The organism is Ruegeria sp. CDSA020 (genome assembly GCF_059612345.1).
This window is the reverse complement of the sequence record NZ_JBXWQK010000001.1, coordinates 37,251-52,405: the sequence shown is the minus strand read 5'-3', so window position 1 is coordinate 52,405 and position 15,155 is coordinate 37,251. Positions and strand designations below refer to the sequence as shown.

The 15,155-nt window shown below is 57.6% G+C and carries 16 protein-coding genes and 1 tRNA gene; 5 read left to right on the top strand and 12 right to left on the bottom strand.

All coding sequences use genetic code 11. The features are described from left to right. Window position 1 precedes the first annotated feature (1 nt). The 4 genes from AC2FJW_RS00265 to AC2FJW_RS00250 all read right to left on the bottom strand — a co-directional run bounded on the left by AC2FJW_RS00265 (window position 2) and on the right by AC2FJW_RS00250 (window position 4,593). Complete coding sequence (locus tag AC2FJW_RS00265) at window positions 2–433, bottom strand: universal stress protein (protein WP_271947228.1); 432 nt, start codon at window positions 431–433, stop codon at window positions 2–4. Then, entirely contained in the window at window positions 430–3,039 is a 2,610-nt protein-coding gene (locus AC2FJW_RS00260) for a TRAP transporter permease (protein WP_496691202.1), read from the bottom strand. Before AC2FJW_RS00260 ends, AC2FJW_RS00265 begins: the two co-directional genes overlap by 4 nt. A 101-nt stretch (window positions 3,040–3,140) precedes the next feature. Continuing rightward, a complete protein-coding gene (locus tag AC2FJW_RS00255) occupies window positions 3,141–4,109 on the bottom strand; it encodes a TAXI family TRAP transporter solute-binding subunit (protein WP_142633669.1) in 969 nt (322 codons plus the stop codon). A 398-nt stretch (window positions 4,110–4,507) separates the two neighbouring features. Next, window positions 4,508–4,593 (bottom strand) — tRNA-Leu (locus AC2FJW_RS00250). Between the two features lie 145 nt (window positions 4,594–4,738). Between AC2FJW_RS00250 and AC2FJW_RS00245 the strand changes: the two genes are divergently transcribed. Together AC2FJW_RS00245 and AC2FJW_RS00240 are read left to right on the top strand one after the other, a co-directional pair. Further along, the gene (locus tag AC2FJW_RS00245; RefSeq protein ID WP_496700406.1) at window positions 4,739–5,317 is read left to right on the top strand and encodes a YqaA family protein; all 579 of its coding nucleotides are present in this window, start codon (window positions 4,739–4,741) and stop codon (window positions 5,315–5,317) included. Further along, window positions 5,314–5,781 (top strand): disulfide bond formation protein B, encoded by a 468-nt coding sequence (locus AC2FJW_RS00240; RefSeq protein ID WP_271947233.1) that lies wholly within the window; start codon window positions 5,314–5,316, stop codon window positions 5,779–5,781. Before AC2FJW_RS00245 ends, AC2FJW_RS00240 begins: the two co-directional genes overlap by 4 nt. Here the strand turns inward: AC2FJW_RS00240 and AC2FJW_RS00235 are convergent. Next, window positions 5,778–6,365 (bottom strand): HNH endonuclease, encoded by a 588-nt coding sequence (locus AC2FJW_RS00235; protein WP_142633663.1) that lies wholly within the window; start codon window positions 6,363–6,365, stop codon window positions 5,778–5,780. The genes AC2FJW_RS00240 and AC2FJW_RS00235 overlap by 4 nt on opposite strands. A 210-nt stretch (window positions 6,366–6,575) precedes the next feature. Here AC2FJW_RS00235 and AC2FJW_RS00230 point away from each other — a divergent pair, with 210 nt between their 5' ends. Both AC2FJW_RS00230 and AC2FJW_RS00225 read left to right on the top strand, forming a co-directional pair. Continuing rightward, the gene (locus AC2FJW_RS00230; protein ID WP_496691200.1) at window positions 6,576–7,181 is read left to right on the top strand and encodes a pseudouridine synthase; all 606 of its coding nucleotides are present in this window, start codon (window positions 6,576–6,578) and stop codon (window positions 7,179–7,181) included. A gap of 31 nt (window positions 7,182–7,212) precedes the next feature. Then, window positions 7,213–7,638 (top strand): VOC family protein, encoded by a 426-nt coding sequence (locus AC2FJW_RS00225; RefSeq protein ID WP_496748901.1) that lies wholly within the window; start codon window positions 7,213–7,215, stop codon window positions 7,636–7,638. A 2-nt stretch (window positions 7,639–7,640) separates the two neighbouring features. On the opposite strand, the gene AC2FJW_RS00220 is transcribed toward AC2FJW_RS00225, so the two are convergent. The 4 genes from AC2FJW_RS00220 to AC2FJW_RS00205 are packed head-to-tail and all read right to left on the bottom strand — an operon-like array spanning window position 7,641 to window position 9,738. Next, window positions 7,641–7,943 (bottom strand): putative quinol monooxygenase, encoded by a 303-nt coding sequence (locus AC2FJW_RS00220; protein ID WP_496748900.1) that lies wholly within the window; start codon window positions 7,941–7,943, stop codon window positions 7,641–7,643. Continuing rightward, window positions 7,937–8,440 carry a GNAT family N-acetyltransferase gene (locus AC2FJW_RS00215; protein ID WP_496748899.1) on the bottom strand — a complete coding sequence of 168 codons (504 nt, stop codon included), beginning with the start codon at window positions 8,438–8,440 and terminating at the stop codon, window positions 7,937–7,939. Before AC2FJW_RS00215 ends, AC2FJW_RS00220 begins: the two co-directional genes overlap by 7 nt. 3 nt (window positions 8,441–8,443) lie before the next feature. Continuing rightward, on the bottom strand, window positions 8,444–9,109 hold the full coding sequence (locus AC2FJW_RS00210) for an alpha/beta hydrolase (RefSeq protein ID WP_142633653.1): 666 nt from the start codon (window positions 9,107–9,109) through the stop codon (window positions 8,444–8,446). Next, window positions 9,106–9,738, bottom strand: a complete 633-nt coding sequence (locus AC2FJW_RS00205; protein WP_281972057.1) for a DNA-3-methyladenine glycosylase family protein — start codon at window positions 9,736–9,738, stop codon at window positions 9,106–9,108. The genes AC2FJW_RS00210 and AC2FJW_RS00205 overlap by 4 nt, the downstream gene beginning before the upstream one ends. 96 nt (window positions 9,739–9,834) lie before the next feature. Here AC2FJW_RS00205 and AC2FJW_RS00200 point away from each other — a divergent pair, with 96 nt between their 5' ends. Next, window positions 9,835–11,061, top strand: a complete 1,227-nt coding sequence (locus tag AC2FJW_RS00200) for an MFS transporter (RefSeq protein WP_496695543.1) — start codon at window positions 9,835–9,837, stop codon at window positions 11,059–11,061. A 3-nt stretch (window positions 11,062–11,064) separates the two neighbouring features. On the opposite strand, the gene AC2FJW_RS00195 is transcribed toward AC2FJW_RS00200, so the two are convergent. From AC2FJW_RS00195 to cysS, 3 genes are read right to left on the bottom strand one after another with little or no spacing between them, the layout of a single operon-like run. Next, window positions 11,065–11,841: a squalene/phytoene synthase family protein gene (locus tag AC2FJW_RS00195; RefSeq protein WP_496749171.1), complete on the bottom strand. Its 777-nt coding sequence runs from the start codon at window positions 11,839–11,841 to the stop codon at window positions 11,065–11,067. Window positions 11,842–11,843: 2 nt separating this feature from the next. Next, entirely contained in the window at window positions 11,844–13,478 is a 1,635-nt protein-coding gene (cimA, locus tag AC2FJW_RS00190; RefSeq protein WP_496748897.1) for a citramalate synthase, read from the bottom strand. Continuing rightward, window positions 13,475–14,875 (bottom strand): cysteine--tRNA ligase, encoded by a 1,401-nt coding sequence (gene cysS, locus AC2FJW_RS00185; RefSeq protein WP_496748895.1) that lies wholly within the window; start codon window positions 14,873–14,875, stop codon window positions 13,475–13,477. The genes cimA and cysS overlap by 4 nt, the downstream gene beginning before the upstream one ends. Window positions 14,876–15,155 lie beyond the last annotated feature (280 nt).

Here is a 15,155-nt window from a genome sequence, read left to right as displayed (position 1 = left end):
ATCATCGCACCACGTAGACCGAGACTGTCGAATGCCGCACGACGCGCGCAGCATTCGGACCCAGCAGGTAATCCTTGAAGTCCGGCTTATGCGCCCCAATGACGATCAGGTCAGATCCGGCGCTTTCTGCGGTTTTCAGGATCTCCTGATAGGCCGTGCCCGTGGCCACCACATGGCGGATCTTTTCATTGCGCTCACTGCCCAATGTTGATGCGCACAGCTCAGTCAGTTGTTTCTGCGCCTCGGCCAAAGCCTTTTCATGGAAATCCGCCTGGAAAAAGCCGGACACCCAGCTTTCTCCAAAATCGGGCAGAACACTGACCACATCCAGCTGCGCCCCCTCCAAATCGGCCAATGCAGCGGCCTTTTGAAGGACCGGGCCATCAATTTTGCCATTGCTGATATCAACAGCACACAGAACAGAACGTGTCATGCGGGCACCCCTTGTCTGGCGGCACGGCCGCGTTGCAGGAAGGCGATCAGACCCAACAGGATCATCGCCGGGATATAAACCAGCTGCTTGGGTGGCTGGCTTGACGGCAGGCTGACCGAGGTCAGGCGCACGGCCTCATCCCCGTAATAGTCGAAGATGCTCAGATCATCGGCAACAGGCGCGCCGAACAGCGGCTCTTCCAGCTTGATCAGACCGTCCTCTTCGATCAGCAGTAGACCCATCGCATCAACCCGTGCAGGACCGCCGTCTTCGTCGCCGACAGAGACGACAACCGTGGTATCCACCATCTCAAGCGTGTCGAAATCCGGGCCGCTGATGACCAGACGCACCTCGGTTCCGGGCGGTGTTTCCCCGATCGTTTCGGTGAAAGCTGCCGGTTCAACGGTCTGATATGGGGGTGAAATCCTGTCCATAAAGTAATCCGGACGGAATAGTGCGAAAGCAACCGCGACCAAGGCAACGCTTTCATAGATCCGGCTGCGGGTCAGGAAGTAGCCCATCGTGCCCGCCGTAAAGACAAGGATCGCTATCGTCGCAAATATCGCAACGATTATCCCTTCGACCCAGGTCACATCAATCAACAGAAGGTCTGTGTTGAAGATGAAGACAAACGGCAACGCGACCGTGCGCAGGCTATAGAAGAAGGCGATGAATCCGGTCTTTATCGCATCGCCCCCCGATACGGCAGCAGCGGCGAAACTGGCCAGCCCCACAGGCGGCGTCACATCCGCCATGATGCCAAAGTAGAAGACAAACAGATGCACCGCGATCAGCGGCACAATCAGCCCGCTCTGCGCGCCCAGCTCCACGACCACACCGGCCATCAAAGAACTGACGACGATATAGTTCGCAGTGGTCGGCAGGCCCATGCCCAGGATCAGGCTGAGGATACCGACCATGATCAGCATCAGGATCAGATTGCCGCCAGACAGGAACTCGACCAGATCGGCCATCACTTGGCCCACACCGGTAAGGGTAACGGTTCCCACGATCACACCCGCCGTGGCCGTCGCCAGCGCGATACCGATCATGTTGCGCGCGCCGTCGATCATGCCCTGCCACAGATCCGCGACACCGTCGATGAACGCGTTGTAGAGGTTGCTTTGCCCCCGGAACATCGCCTTCAGCGGTTTCTGCGTCAGCAGGATCACAAACAGCAAGGACGTGGCCCAAAAGGCCGAAAGACCGGGCGATTTCTGTTCAATCATCAGGAAATAGACCAGCACGATGATCGGCAGAAGGTAATGCAGACCGGCCTTGTAGATCTCGCTAATGACCGGCAGCGTCACCTCTTTGGCATTCGGGTCATCGGGTTCCAGATCGGGCACCTGTGCGGCCAGATACAGCAGCGCCACGTAAATTGCGCAGATGATCAGGCTGAGGACCAGACCGGCCGAGTTCGGCATCCAATTTGTCACCGCCTCCACAGGGAATTGAGAGCCATAGCAGAGCCCAGCAAAAACAATGAAGAACGAGAACATACCAACCACGGTACGTGCCAGCTTCACTTCGCGGTCGCCCAATGTGGGCATGTTCCGCTTTACGGCTTCGAGATGCACGATATAGACCAGAGCAATGTATGAGATCGCCGCTGGCAGGAAGGCGTGGGTGATCACCTCGACATAGGAAATACCCACATATTCTACCATCAAGAAGGCTGCAGCGCCCATGACGGGTGGCATGATCTGCCCGTTCACCGAACTGGCGACCTCGACCGAACCTGCTTGTTCGCTGCTGAACCCAACACGTTTCATCAATGGAATGGTGAAGGTACCAGTAGTCACAACGTTTGCTATGGACGAGCCCGAGATCAGACCGGTCGCAGCTGAGCCCACAACCGCCGCCTTGGCGGGGCCGCCGCGCAGGTGACCCAGCGCGCCAAAGGCCATCTTGATGAAATAGTTCCCTGCCCCGGCCTTATCCAACAAGGCGCCAAACAGAACAAACAGGAATACAAACTTGGTCGAAACACCCAAGGCGATACCGAACACGCCCTCGGAGGTGATCCACATATGGCTCATCGCCTTTTTCAGGCTGGCGCCTTTCCAGCGGATGACTTCGGGCACCCATTCGGATGATCCAAAGAAGACATAGGCCAAAAAGATCGTCGCAATGATCGCCATCGCCGGGCCAAGCGCACGGCGCGCGGCCTCGAACAACAGCAATAGCCCACCCAGCGCGATCCACTTGTCAGTGTTGTCTGCCAGCCCTCCGGCATCGACGATCTTGGTATAGAAGAAATATCCGTACAGCGCCACAAACGCGCCCAGAAGGCCCATGATCCAATCCTGCACAGGGATATAATCCCGTGGGCTGGATTTCAGCGCCGGATAGGCTGCAAAGGCCAGAAACATCGCAAAGGCCAGGTGAAACTGACGCGAATTATTAACCACGCTGCCGGGCAACACATAGTTCGCCAGGGGCGAAGCAAGTACGACCTGAAAGATCGACCAGATCGCCGCCACGATCGCAAGGAAAACGCCTACATTCCCAACCGGATTACGCCCTCCGGCATCTGAAGATGCGACCAGATCCTGTAGTTCTTCTTCGGATAGCGGGCGGTTCGATTGTGTCTCGGAACTCATGAAAATGTCTCCCCGTCGTGGCCATTTGCGGCCTTCTGCATCACCCGCTTGATACGGGTTTTGTGCGGGGCGCCCGACGGGCACCCCGCGTCAGGTCTGGCTTATTGAATCCAGCCTTTTTCTTTGTAGTACTTCTCGGCACCCGGATGCAGCGGGGCTGACAAGCCGTCCGCGATCATCTCTTCGGGCTTGAGGTTGGCAAATGCCGGGTGAAGCTTTTTGAAGTCATCGAAGTTCTCGAAAACCGAGCTGACAACCGCATAAACCGCATCATCCGACACGTCCGCCGAAGTCACGAAGGTCGCGCCAACGCCGAATGTCGCGGTATCACCATCCGACCCGCGGTACATGCCGCCGGGAATGGTAGCTGTACGGTAGAACGAGTTGTCGTTGACCAGCTTGTCCACGGCCTCGCCGCTGACATTGACCAGAACCGAGTCGCAAGCCGTCGTGGCTTCTTGAATCGAGCCCGAAGGGTGACCCACGGTATAGACCATTGCGTCAATCTGGTTGTCGCAAAGCGCCGCAGACTGTTCCGCCGCCTTCAACTCGGTCGCCAGTTCGAAATCGTCAGTGGACCAGCCCATTTCGCCCAGCAGAACCTCCATGGTGCCACGCTGACCGGAACCGGGGTTACCGATATTTACGCGCTTGCCTTTCAGGTCTTCGAAATTGGTCACACCGGAATCGGCACGGGCCACAACGGTAAACGGTTCGGGGTGAACCGAGAAGACGGCGCGCAGGTTTTCAAACGGGCCGGCCTCTTCGAATTTCGAGCTGCCGTTATAGGCGTGGTACTGCCAGTCGGACTGCGCGACACCAAACTCCAGCTCGCCTTCGCGAATGGTGTTGATGTTGTACACGGAACCGCCGGTCGATTCGACCGAGCAGCGCACGCCATGTTCCTTGCGCCCTTTGTTGACCAGACGACAGATTGCACCGCCAGTTGGGTAATACACCCCGGTCACGCCACCTGTGCCGATCGTGATAAACTCTTCGGCATAGGCCGCAGGCGCCATCAGAGCCGCCGTGACAACCGCGCCGAGGCTAAGCTTGCTGCTGTTTTTCATAAGTGAACTCCCATTATTTTTCTGGTGGGAGACACATCAAAGCGCCGGATAAATGGCCCTGCGATATGCAACAACGCCCGCTATGCAGCAGGCATATCTTTGATTTTTCAGAATCTCCCAACCCGTAAGAGGTTTCATTCTGAGCATTAGCTTGTCAAGGCCAGCAGGTCACCAAAGCAGGCGTATCCTCAGATTTGACAAGCCCCCCTGAATTTTCCCCGCCTTTGAAGCTTTTCTTGCGCATCTGCCCCGCAGTGACCGCAAACACATCCAATTATGCGCTTTTGACATCGGGAATTCTGACCAGAACGCGAAAGTGTGAGTTGGGAATGCGAGCAATTAGAACTGCCGGAAAGAAAAAACAGAAGGCAGGTTCCCCTAACCCTCTGTTTTTACTTTGGTACCCAAGGCCGGACTCGAACCGGCACGGTATCACTACCGGGGGATTTTGAATCCCCTGCGTCTACCATTCCGCCACTTGGGCCACGGACACTGAATTAGCGCTCAAAATCGAGAAGGTCCAGAGGCAAAAAACACCCTGATTGAGGAATGTTCCAGCCTGCAAGGTTGACGGCCTGCGGGGCGCATGATTTGGCTTACCCAACACATGTACAGGGAAATTGCACCTGATGCTGCGACCTCTTTATGACTGGACCATTCGTCTGGCAGAACACCCGAATGCCTTGTGGGCGCTGGCTATTGTTTCCTTCATCGAAAGCTCTTTCTTTCCGATACCGCCGGACGTTCTGATGATTCCCATGATCCTTGCCCGACCCTCCCGGGCCTGGCTGATTGCTTCTGTGGCACTGGTAGCTTCGGTTTTGGGCGGAATGTTAGGATATGCAATCGGCGCGTTCTTTTATGAAAGCCTCGGCCAGCCCATCCTTGAATCCATGGGCAAAGCCCACGCCATGGAAGAGTTCAACACACGGTTCAATGACTTTGGTTTCTGGGCTGTTCTGGCCGCTGGGGTTACGCCTTTTCCCTATAAGGTCATCACCATCATGTCCGGCTGGACAGGGATGCCCCTGGGCACCTTCATTGCCACCTCGATTCTGGCCCGAGCGATCCGGTTCTTCATCGTCGCCGGTCTGCTTTGGGGGTTCGGAGAGCCGATCCGCACCTTCATAGAAAAGCGGCTGGGCCTTATGTTTACCCTGTTCATCATCCTTTTGTTCGGCGGGTTCCTAGCGGTGAGATTCCTATGACAAGACGAAATTTACTGGTCCTGGTTGCCACGTTTGGATCTGTGGCATTGCTGCTTGGGGCCTTTGCGTTTCAGTATCTCGGCGGGCTTCCACCCTGCAAAATGTGCATCTGGCAACGCTATCCGCATGCTGTCGCCATCCTGATCGGTGCTGCGGCGCTTGCGCTACCTCGGCTGGCGATCCTCCCTCTTTTAGGCGTCATGGCGGCGCTGACCACTGCGGTCATTGGTGTCTATCACGCTGGTGTAGAACGCGGTTTGTGGGAAGGTCCGTCAAGCTGCACATCAAGCAGCATCGGCGGTCTGTCGGCAGAAGAACTGCTGGATCAGATCATGTCGGCACCACTGGTACGCTGTGATGATATTCCATGGGAGTTATTTGGTGTTTCCATGGCCGGATGGAATGCCGCTTTGTCTTTCGTTCTGGTTCTGCTCTGGTTCGCCGCGTGGCGTGAAGGCCGTTAGAGCTCGTCCAGTTCCGCATCCCAATAGAGAAAGTCGATCCAACTGTCATGCAGGTGGTTCGGTGGGAATTTTCGTCCAACGTTGCGCAAAGCCTCGGCATCCGGCTGCCGCGGAGGCTTGCGCAATGTCATTCCTGCTTGCCGCAGTGATTTAGACCCTTTGCGCAAGTTACATGGGCTACAGGCCGCAACAACATTCTGCCAGCTTGTCACCCCGCCCGCCGCGCGCGGGATCACATGATCAAAGGTCAGATCCCCACGGCTGCCACAGTATTGGCAGCGGAATTCATCCCTCAGAAATAAATTAAAGCGCGTGAAGGCCACGCGCTTTCTGGGTTTTACATAATCTTTCAGCACAACGACCGAGGGTATTCGTATCTCGGTGCTCGGGCTTCGGACAACTTCGTCATATTCGGCGACGATATCCACCCTGTCCAGCCAGGCAGCTTTTATGGCCTCCTGCCACGGCCAGAGCGATAGTGGATAGTAGGACAAGGGGCGGTAATCGGCGTTCAAAACCAATGCCGGATGATGCTTGAGCGCACCGGGTTCCCTGACAAATTCGGTCCTGAAGTCTCCGTCCATATCAGAATCGCTCCACGCTCTGCTCTGCCTCTTTTGACATCAGAGCGGAGAACCCCCGCCCCGGCCTTAGCTTTACTATATATCGTGTTAAAGCTCTGACAAGCCCTGAGTTTCCACAATATCTCGGGGATTGAGCATTCCGAATCCGTAACAGGCCGATGACAGTTATCCACAGGTTGCACCAATTCGATCGCCGGGCTATGGCGGGTAATGTCCTGGTTCATCCGCTTCAATAAACCATTCAATGTATTGCCGCAGTTCACGGATCGCGCGAATGCGGAGTCTCCGCGCAGTACGCTGTCGGATTTCATTGATCTGCCGGACGTGTATCCCGCCGGGCGATTGGACCGCGATAGCGAAGGTTTGATGCTGTTGACCGACAATGGTCGCCTTCAGGCGCGGATAGCCGATCCCAAGCATAAAATGGCTAAGACCTATTGGGTGCAGGTCGAAGGGGAGCCAGACGCCTCCGCCCTAAAAGCCCTGCGCGATGGTGTTGAGCTGAAGGAGGGCTTGACCCGCCCTGCCAAGGCGCGATTGATGGATCAGCCCGAGGCATTATGGCCGCGCGACCCGCCGATCAGAGTGCGGCAGACGGTGTCGGATTGTTGGGTCGAACTGGTCCTTCGAGAAGGTCGAAACAGGCAAGTGCGCAGGATGACGGCGGCCGTTGGGCACCCGACCCTTCGACTGATCCGCGCCCGGATTGGCGACTGGACATTGGACGGGCTTGAGCCGGGGCAATGGGATAGCCTATCTATGCCTGCCCTCGCGCCATCTTCTTCGCGCAAACGGGACCGGCGCCCACGTCGGTGACCGATACGCCTAATTGTGATAGGATAGAGGAATGAAGGTATCACCTGACATTCCGCAGCCAACCGGCCTTTTAGAAGCGTCACTTTATGTCGACGACCTGGATGCTGCAGAGCATTTCTATGGGGACGTTCTGGCGCTTGAGCAAATCCAGCGTGTCGCCAACCGGCATGTGTTCTACAAGGTGGGTGGTTCAGTGTTGCTGCTATTCAATGCGGCAGAGACCGAAAAACCTCCGGGCAACCCGCGCCTGCCTGTTCCCGCCCATGGCGCCCAAGGTCCGGGTCATGCCTGCTTTGGCATGGCGCGCGCGCAAATCGCGGTGATGCGAAAACATCTTATAGACTGGAACGTGCCCGTAGACGCTGAATTTGAATGGCCGAACGGAGCATTGTCACTTTACGTTCGCGACCCGTCCGGAAACTCCATCGAATTCGCCGAGCCTACCTTATGGAGTTAGGATCACCGCAGCGGCTTCTTGTCGCCGCCGGTGATGCGATAGATCTGACTTTCGGTCACTCCGACCGTGCCCAAAACCGCCTGAAACCTCGCCATATGCGGCGTGGCAAAATGCGCCTCGAGCGCGGCCTGGCTTTCCCATTCTTCGTAGATCCGAAACCGATTGGCATGACCCAGAATCTGGCTGAACTCATAGACCAGACAACCCGATTCCTTGACTGTCTCGGCGACCATCTCTTGCGCGGCTTTGGCAGCTTTTTCAACAGCTTCCGGCGCAACGTCAACTGTTCCCGTCACGATCAGCACAGCGTGTCCTTCCTCAGTTCATACCGTTTGGAAATCCGGTCGACCGGCGTTCCATCCTCTAACGGCACACCATAAGCCACCGAGTAATCCCGAAACCCCATCTTGCCATAATATCCGAGACCAGGGGCATTGTCGGCGCGAATGGTTGCGTTGAGATATTTCAACCCGAGCCCTGCCGCAAATTTGGAAGTTTCTGCAAACAGGGCACGCCCTGCCCCTTTCAAAGGCGGTTCACGGCGCGAGAACGTGGCGATATCCCCGCAATCGTCGGGAAGCCTGTCATTCACCCCTAGCCATTGAAACCCGGCGACCTCTCCGGCCTGATCCAGCGCCACGTGGCAGCATATCTTATCCTGCCCCTCCAGATAGCTCTGTGCAAACTGCGCTTCAGAGAAAGGGGTTTCATTCGCGGTCGTACCACCAATGGCGATGATCTGGTTGAGCAAATCGCAAGCTGCTGCGACATCCTCGGGCATCATGGGGCGGACCGCAATCATTGCTTAAAGGCTCAGCTTGTCACGCATGAAAGCCAGTGCGACGCTAAGACCATCCGGGGCAATACCGTGGCCGGTGCCCTTCATGACATGGGCATAGACCTCTTTGAACTCAGCCGCTTGCAGGGCCTCGGCGGCCTCGGGCAAGGATTGAGGCGGCACGACGTCATCGGCGTCGCCATGTACCAGTAGGACCGGCATGCGGCTGACTGTTTCATCCGGCAGAAGATCGGGTTCCAGAAGGCGTCCTGAAATGGCTACTATCCCGGCCACTGGGTCCTCGCGGCGCGGGGCGACATGCAGGCTCATCATCGTGCCTTGCGAAAATCCGAACAGAACCACCTGCTCGGGCAGAACGTCTTCGTCCACCATCAACGCATCGAGGAAAGCGTCGAAGTCATCCGCCGCCATTTCCATCCCGCGGCGCGATTCTTCTTCGGAAGAGCCATCAATCCACGGGATCGGGAACCACTGAAAGCCATTGGGCATACCCGGGATCTGCTCGGGCGCGTCAGGGGCAACGAACAGAGTGTCCGGTAGATGCTCGCCCAACACATCGGCCAGCCCCAGCAAGTCGGCCCCGTTGGCGCCATAGCCATGCACGAACACCACGACCGAGCGTGTATCGCCCGAAACCGGCTCTTTTCGGAGCGCATTCAAAACCCGTGTCATCTGATCCCTTCTCGTTCTTTTGCGACCCGGTAATAGGCCCACAACACCCGCGCTGCAACCGACCGCCAGGGTGACCACGCTTCGGCCATCTGGCGCAGTTCTTTATCCGTAGGGCGCTTGGGTAAATCATAGAGGATGCGCGCGGCCTCTTGCAGCGCAAGGTCGCCCGGCGCAATCACATCGGCACGGCCCAGAGAAAACATCGCGTAAATCTCGGCAGTCCAGACGCCTATGCCTGAAACTTCGGTCAGGATCGCCACAACATCCTCATCAGGTGCGTCGCGTAACGCTTTGTAATCAATACGAGCCTCCGCAAGCGCCCGGGCATATCTGATCTTTTGGCGGCTTAGGCCCACCGCGCGCAAATCCTCATCCATGGCCCACATGATTTTGCGTGGACCGGTCAGCTTTGCATCCTGCAGGCGTTTCCATATGGCATTGGCCGAGGCCACGCTGACCTGTTGGCTGACGATCGCGCTGAGCAGCTGGGCAAACCCGTCAGGCTTACGGCGCAGCGGCAAAGGCCCGGTCTGGTCCATCGCATAGGCCATGCGCGGACAGGTCTCGGCCAGCCACTTGGCCCCCTCCGCCACGCAATCGGGGGTTTCAATGATACGTCCGACGGACATGCGCGCTCCGGCAAATTGGTCAGCAGCACGTTAGGGTGCTTTGTCGCAGATGCAACCGTCTTGTATGACCCGGCTTTCATCGCTACGCATTGGCGCATGACAATGACACCCACGATCCCGGATAACAGTCAGGCCAAGCGCAATGTCGCTGTTCTGGTCGCAGCTCAGGCCATTCTGGGATCGCAGATGCCGATGATCTTTATTGTTGGCGGTCTGGCCGGGCAGTCGCTGGCCACCAATGCCTGTCTCGCAACCTTGCCCATCTCGCTGATCGTGCTGGGGTCAATGCTGGCGGCAACGCCGATTTCCGCCATAATGCAACGCTGGGGACGGCGCGCAGGGTTTCTGGTTGGGGCAACGGCAGGTGCCTGCGGGGGTCTGGTTGGGGCCTACGGTTTGTATCTGGCCTCGTTCCCGGTCTTTCTGGCGGGCAGCCTGCTGACCGGCATCTATATGAGCGCGCACGGATTCTATCGCTTTGCCGCCGCGGACACAGCCTCGGACGCGTTTCGCCCTAAGGCAATCTCATACGTCATGGCCGGTGGTCTGGCAGCCGCGCTCATTGGCCCCCAAATCGTTAAGCTGACCTCTACCGCCTATGTGATCCCATTCCTGGGCACCTATCTGGCGGTGATTGCGCTCAACATTCTGGGCTCGGTCTTGTTTTTCTTTCTGGACATCCCCACGCCTGCAAAAGCCGCTGAGGGGGCCCCGACCGGACGCACCCGGCTTGAGATGCTAAAGACGCCGCGCATCGCCGTGGCCATCATCTGCGCAATGGTTTCTTATGCGTTGATGAATCTGGTCATGACATCCACTCCGCTGGCAGTGGTTGGTTGTGGCTACACAGCCAATGACGCGGCAGATGTGGTCTCTTTTCACGTTCTCGCCATGTACATCCCCAGTTTCTTCACCGGCCAGTTGATCGCCCGTTTCGGCGTAGAAAAGATCGTAGCTCTTGGTCTGGCAATCCTTGCCGGTGCTGGCGTTGTCGCCTTGCAAGGGGTTGAGCTCGAGAACTTCTTCATCGCTCTGATCTTGCTGGGCGTCGGATGGAATTTTGGCTTTATTGGCGCGACCACCATGTTGGCGGCATCGCATGATATCAACGAGCGTGGCCGCATGCAGGGTCTGAACGACCTGCTGGTATTCGGTGGCGTCACACTGGCTTCACTTGCTTCGGGTGGGTTAATGAACTGCTCTGGCGGCTCACCGGTTGAAGGCTGGACCGCGGTAAACCTTGCCATGGTTCCATTGTTGACTCTGGCCGGGGGCGCATTGCTTTGGTTGGTTCTGCGCCCGTCCGATCCCGAAACGGTCTGAGGTCTACCAGCGACCCCGGACCACCTTCCACATCAGTGAAACCCGGCGCCGAACCTCACCCTGCATCAAATTCCCTGCGGCCACGCGATCTGGCTGAGCAATCGCCTTGCGCAACACCCATTCAGATTGCCAACCCGCCAAAAGCGCCGGGCGCGCCTCTGGTGAAATCGCCAGAGGCTGTCCCTGTGCGCGCCGTAACCGGTCCAGAGCCTTTTGCGCCAGATCGCGCACTGCATCGGGTGTTCCATCCAACAAAGGTATACGCCCGCGCGCTTCAAGATCCGGGATTGCGCGCAACCAGTTCGCCACGCCAACGGCATAGCCGAAATCCCGCAACACAGGCTCGTCGGCCTCACCCAAAGATTGCGCCGACGCCACCATCAAACTGGCCGAGCTGTGATTTAGGTAGGCCTCCAAATGGGCCTCGTCCTCAAAAGGATCGCGATAGATATCCCAGCGCCTTACGGCCACGTATTCATCCAGCATCACCGCCAGATGTGGAGAAAGAACCTGCGATAAAGGCGTCACGACCTCATGTCGACGCACAGTCGGACCTTCAGCAATTTCCTGCAATGCATCGCGCCACCATTGCAGGCGCATTTCGGCAATCATCGCCTCTTGCGTGACCCAGGGCACTCGGGCGACCTCGACATTCAGCGCATAGATCGGAAACAGAACCGAACGTGCGGCAACCGGCGCGGCCATCGCCGCCATGAACCGGTCCGGATCGGCGCGATGCACCAATGCAGCACAGGCCTTCAGATCATCATTGAACTGCACCGTCACTCGGCCACCACCGCCCGAGGACGGCAATCCCGTACAAGCTTCCACTGGATCGCATCCAATAGGGCCTCAAACGACGCATCCACTATGTTCGCGCTGACCCCGACAGTTGACCAGCGCCGCCCCTGCCCGTCTTCGCTGTCGATGATGACCCGCGTCACGGCCTCGGTTCCGCCTTGGGTGATCCGCACCTTGAAATCGACCAGATGCATGTCGTCCAATATCCGCGAATACTGCCCCAGATCCTTGGCCAGAGCCTTGGCCAAAGCGTTCACCGGCCCTCGGTCGCTGCCATCTTCGTCCAGAGATTCACTGACCGACAGCTTCTTTTCCCCGTCGACCTTCACCACGACAACCGCCTCGGACAGGCTGACCATCTTGTCATACTTGTTCTTCCGCCGCTCAACCGTGACCTTATAGCGTTTGACCTCGAAAAAGGCGGGCAACTGACCCAGCTCATCGCGCGCCAGCAGCTCAAAACTAGCCTGGGCAGTGTCATAAGAATAGCCTTCGGCCTCGCGCTGCTTGATCCGGTCAAGAATGCGCCCCAGCGCCGGATCACCACTTTCCACGCTCAGGCCGGCCTCAGTCAGGCGTTTACGCAGATTCGACTGCCCCGCCTGGTTCGACATCGGGATGATCCGTGCATTGCCGACAGTCGCCGGATCGACATGTTCGTACGTCGACGGATCCTTCAGGATCGCGCTGGCATGCAGCCCCGCCTTATGCGCAAAAGCAGACGCCCCCACATAGGCCGCCTGCTTGCTGGGCACCCGGTTCAGGATTTCGTCCAACATACGGCTGACCCGAGTCAGACCCGCCAAGGCCCCGACGCTGACCCCAATATCAAACTGCGACACATAAGGTTCTTTCAGCAGCAAAGTGGGGATCAAAGCAGTCAGGTTTGCATTCCCGCAGCGTTCGCCCAACCCGTTCAGGGTTCCCTGAACCTGACGCACGCCCGCATCCACAGCAGCGAGCGAGCACGCAACCGCGTTTTCCGTGTCATTATGGGTATGAATGCCCAAACGATCACCTTGCAAGCCTGCGGCAATCACCTCGGATACAACCCGCGACACTTCACCGGGCAATGCGCCCCCATTGGTGTCACACAGAACAACCCAGCGAGCTCCGGCCTTTAAAGCGGCCTTGCAAACCTGGACCGCATATCCGGGATTGTCCCTGTAGCCGTCAAAGAAATGCTCGGCGTCAAAAAGCGCCTCACGCCCCTGCGCCACGATATGCGCAACCGAGGCGCGCACGTTCTCGACATTCTCGTCCAGAGTGATCCCCAGCGCCTGGGTCACGTGGTAATCATGCGACTTGCCCACAAGACACACTGCCTTTGTGCCTGCGTTCATCACCGCCGCAAGAACATCGTCATTCTCAGCCGACCGGCCGGCGCGTTTGGTCATCCCAAAAGCGGTCAACTGCGCGGCAGTTTTCGGCGCAGCATCAAAAAACGCACTGTCAGTCGGGTTCGCACCGGGCCAACCACCTTCGATGTAATCCACACCCAACTCGTCCAGAGCCTGCGCGATCTGCACCTTCTCAGCGGTCGAGAACTGCACGCCCTGCGTCTGCTGCCCATCGCGCAAAGTGGTGTCGTAGAGGTAGAGGCGAGTTTTTGTCATAACACTCCCTCCAACTTGGTAAGGTCAAAGCCGGTACCGGGAACCAACTCTACACCTTCTTTGCTCATCCGCACTTCAAGGCCAGCGGCCACATATGTTGCTTTCAGGCGATCCACCTCTGAGAAGTCCTTGCTCTGCATCGCCCCGGCCCGCGCTTCTGCCAGTTTATCCGCATACGACCCCAAATCCACTGAGGCCAGATCGGCCCATGCACCCATTTCGGGCATCAACAGACCCATAACCTGGGCGCCAGCCAACAGGCTTGCATGGTCACCTTCGGACGCCAGCCGGTATAGCTCGGTGATGGCGCCCGCTGTGTTCAGATCATCGCTCAGCGCAGCGATGACCGCGGGCGCCGCGCTGGCGGCGGGCTCGATGCCTGATGTCAGCGCCCGCCACTTGCGCAGCGTTGCTTCCGCTTCACGCGCCTTTTTCTCGGTCCAGTCCATCGGCTTGCGATAATGCGTCTGCAAGAACACAAACCGGATCACCTCGCCCGGCACGTCCTTTTCCAACAGATCACGCACGGTGAAGAAATTGCCCAGCGATTTGGACATTTTCTTGCCTTCGACCTGCAGCATCTCATTGTGCAGCCAAACGCGCGCAAACTCGCCATGCGGGTGGGCGCATTTGCTCTGGGCGATCTCGTTTTCATGGTGCGGGAACATCAGATCGTTGCCACCACCGTGAATGTCAAAGCTCTCACCCAACAGCTCATAGCTCATGGCCGAGCATTCGATATGCCAACCCGGACGCCCTCGGCCCCAAGGAGACTCCCACCCTGGCAACTCGTCGGTAGACGGTTTCCACAGAACGAAATCCATCGGGTTCTTCTTATACGGCGCAACTTCGACCCGGGCACCCGCGATCATGTCATCCACGGACCGACCGGACAGGGCTCCGTACTGCTCTTTCCAACTGTCCACCGCGAACAGAACATGCCCTTCGGCCGCATAGGCGTGACCCTTGGCAATCAGATCCTCGATCATCGCGACCATCTGAGTAATATATTGCGTCGCGCGCGGCATCTCGGTCGGCTCCAACGCCCCCAGCGCGCCCATGTCGTGCAGATACCAGCCAATGGTCTCATCCGATCGTTCCTGCACCAAATCCTCCAGCGACCCTTTGGCCCCGGCCTTTTGGCGTTCCAGGGCGGTCGCGTTGATCTTGTCATCCACATCGGTGAAATTGCGCACATAGGTCACATGATCTGCGCCATAAACATGCCGCAGCAAACGATAGAGCACATCAAACACGACCACGGGCCGCGCGTTACCCAGATGGGCACGGTCATAGACGGTAGGTCCACAGACATACATCCGCACATTGTCGGCGCTGATCGGAACGAAATCCTCTTTTGTCCGTGTCCGTGTGTTGTGCAGTTTGATCGTCTTCATCTGTCGGCTCCTAAGAACGGCATAGCGTCTCGCGTTGGCGCGGGCTTAGCAACTTGTCTCAGGGAAGAAAACGAAAGAAACCGGCCCGCTTGATAAATCAGCAGGTAATGCAGCAGATAATGATGCAGGTCATCCGGTTCATGGATCATCCTCTAGCACGGCTATCCCGCCGCGCCAAGCCTTACGTTCTATCATGACCAGGGAGTGATTGGCGAACGCCTTGAATTGGAATAGGAAATTGACGCCATGTTCCGCAAACACCTGACCTTCATGGTCGTGA

What these genes read in the sequence shown, in the direction of transcription:
- AC2FJW_RS00265 (WP_271947228.1), bottom strand. Translation starts at nt 433, where the DNA reads ATGACACGTTCTGTTCTGTGTGCTGTTGATATCAGCAATGGCAAAATT.
- AC2FJW_RS00260 (WP_496691202.1), bottom strand. Translation starts at nt 3,039, where the DNA reads ATGAGTTCCGAGACACAATCGAACCGCCCGCTATCCGAAGAAGAACTA.
- AC2FJW_RS00255 (WP_142633669.1), bottom strand. Translation starts at nt 4,109, where the DNA reads ATGAAAAACAGCAGCAAGCTTAGCCTCGGCGCGGTTGTCACGGCGGCT.
- AC2FJW_RS00245 (WP_496700406.1), top strand. Translation starts at nt 4,739, where the DNA reads ATGCTGCGACCTCTTTATGACTGGACCATTCGTCTGGCAGAACACCCG.
- AC2FJW_RS00240 (WP_271947233.1), top strand. Translation starts at nt 5,314, where the DNA reads ATGACAAGACGAAATTTACTGGTCCTGGTTGCCACGTTTGGATCTGTG.
- AC2FJW_RS00235 (WP_142633663.1), bottom strand. Translation starts at nt 6,365, where the DNA reads ATGGACGGAGACTTCAGGACCGAATTTGTCAGGGAACCCGGTGCGCTC.
- AC2FJW_RS00230 (WP_496691200.1), top strand. Translation starts at nt 6,576, where the DNA reads ATGTCCTGGTTCATCCGCTTCAATAAACCATTCAATGTATTGCCGCAG.
- AC2FJW_RS00225 (WP_496748901.1), top strand. Translation starts at nt 7,213, where the DNA reads ATGAAGGTATCACCTGACATTCCGCAGCCAACCGGCCTTTTAGAAGCG.
- AC2FJW_RS00215 (WP_496748899.1), bottom strand. Translation starts at nt 8,440, where the DNA reads ATGATTGCGGTCCGCCCCATGATGCCCGAGGATGTCGCAGCAGCTTGC.
- AC2FJW_RS00210 (WP_142633653.1), bottom strand. Translation starts at nt 9,109, where the DNA reads ATGACACGGGTTTTGAATGCGCTCCGAAAAGAGCCGGTTTCGGGCGAT.
- AC2FJW_RS00205 (WP_281972057.1), bottom strand. Translation starts at nt 9,738, where the DNA reads ATGTCCGTCGGACGTATCATTGAAACCCCCGATTGCGTGGCGGAGGGG.
- AC2FJW_RS00200 (WP_496695543.1), top strand. Translation starts at nt 9,835, where the DNA reads ATGACAATGACACCCACGATCCCGGATAACAGTCAGGCCAAGCGCAAT.
- cimA (WP_496748897.1), bottom strand. Translation starts at nt 13,478, where the DNA reads ATGACAAAAACTCGCCTCTACCTCTACGACACCACTTTGCGCGATGGG.
- cysS (WP_496748895.1), bottom strand. Translation starts at nt 14,875, where the DNA reads ATGAAGACGATCAAACTGCACAACACACGGACACGGACAAAAGAGGAT.